Annotated in this window: 1 protein-coding gene, 1 tRNA gene and 1 pseudogene; 2 read left to right on the top strand and 1 reads right to left on the bottom strand. The window is 57.5% G+C overall.

The annotated features are described in order from the left end of the window. Window positions 1-150: pseudogene (gene tuf, locus ACGYLD_RS17335) on the top strand (elongation factor Tu); the annotation flags it as partial. A gap of 154 nt (window positions 151-304) precedes the next feature. Here tuf and ACGYLD_RS17330 read toward each other — a convergent pair. Continuing rightward, window positions 305-802, bottom strand: coding sequence for a DUF892 family protein (locus ACGYLD_RS17330; protein ID WP_067260565.1), 498 nt, complete (start codon window positions 800-802; stop codon window positions 305-307). 143 nt (window positions 803-945) lie between these two features. Here ACGYLD_RS17330 and ACGYLD_RS17325 point away from each other — a divergent pair. Next, window positions 946-1,021 (top strand) — tRNA-Trp (locus ACGYLD_RS17325). Window positions 1,022-1,514: the final 493 nt, after the last annotated feature.

Raw genomic sequence — 1,514 nt, 5'->3', positions numbered from 1 at the left:
GAAGGCACCGAGATGGTCATGCCCGGCGACAACGTATCCTTCGGCGTTGAGCTGATCGCACCGATCGCCATGGAAAATGGCCTGCGCTTCGCGATCCGTGAAGGTGGCCGGACTGTTGGCGCGGGCGTCGTTTCCAAAATCACTGAGTGATCTTTGGATCGGGCCTTCGGGCCTGACGTCTGAAAGAATCGAAAGGCCGCAGCGTTTGCTGCGGCCTTTTGCTTTGGCAGGGTGGGCAATCCCCCTGAAACAGAAAAGCCGGCCCCCGTAAGAGCCGGCTTTCATCATTCCAATTCAACTGCAATCAAGCGGCGTCAGCGTTCACGCCACCTTTGGTCGCGATCTCTGTCATGCGGCGGTCACCATCATAGGTATGATCAAGCTGCTCCTGCAGTTGTGCACCATCTTCATTCTCGCCCAGACGATTGGCGAAGGCGACAACGCAGCCGTAGCCCGCCAGAGCATAGTGCACCATCCGCTGATACTGCGTGATGATCATCGCATCGCGGGCATCGCTGTCGCCAAAATCTTCTTCCAGCACATGTTTATGCGCCTCTTTCACGAGGCCTTCCATCCCGTGGCAGTGCTCGCCTTCCGGGTCGAGGTCATGTTTGGCGCAGATGGACTTCAGCACATCCATGCCCTTGGCGATTCCATTGCTGCCGTCGATCAGCGCTTCGCTCAACTCCTTGTCCTCGGCTGCGCGGCCCAGAGCGTTGGTCGCTTCGAGCGATTGCTTGCAGGCAGAATAGAGGTCTTGCAGTTGGTCGGTGTAGACGTCTTTAAGATTGTTCATAGTCATCGGTCGTCCTCCAATTTCGGGCTTGGTTCGACGGGAAAACGTAAGCTGAGCGCTCAATGTTCCCCAAAGAAGAGAATATCGGCGGAAAGGTCAGATCTGCTCTTGATCCGCGGCCCGTTTGCGACTACCCAAGCCACCGGCATAGGGGTTTAGCTCAGTTGGTAGAGCATCGGTCTCCAAAACCGAGGGTCGTGGGTTCGAGTCCCTCAGCCCCTGCCACATTTCCTTAGATTAGCGAGAGGCCGCGCGGCGTATCGTTCTTAGCGGAGTCCTGCATCCGCGAGAGACAGGGCCGTGCCTTTAAGGCTATGTCGGTCGGCGGCAATCTATTCTTTGTAGGTTTGCCCACGTCTGGGCCGTCAGCGCGCGAGTGTTCAGCGAGTCGCGCTGACACGGGGCGATTCACCCAGTTTCCACCTCTATGGCGCTGAACTCGGAGATGATTCATCGGGTCAAAGAGGGTTCTGCGCAGCCGTATGCTACCAACGCGGCGAAACTCAGGGCCCGCCCCTATAGAAATAGCACGCCATTTCAGCATCTTGCCGAAAAGTTCCCCGAAATCTCATCTTTTCTCAAATTTCTGCTTGCGGCTTTACCCCACTAACCTTAGAACCCCCTCTACCGGCGGCGCTGATACGCACCGCTGGGGCGCCAGACGGGGCGGACGGCAGCGGAGACGCGGTGGTTCGGATCACGAGGCGGATAAGAATTC

Source organism: Sulfitobacter sp. 1A12056, from assembly GCF_043558125.1.
GTDB classification, from domain to species: domain Bacteria; phylum Pseudomonadota; class Alphaproteobacteria; order Rhodobacterales; family Rhodobacteraceae; genus Sulfitobacter; species Sulfitobacter faviae.
Note: the sequence above shows the minus strand (reverse complement) of the source record. Positions and strands in the feature narration are given on the sequence as shown.

Coding starts and splice junctions, on each gene's coding strand:
- ACGYLD_RS17330 (WP_067260565.1), bottom strand. CDS start 802: ATGACTATGAACAATCTTAAAGACGTCTACACCGACCAACTGCAAGAC.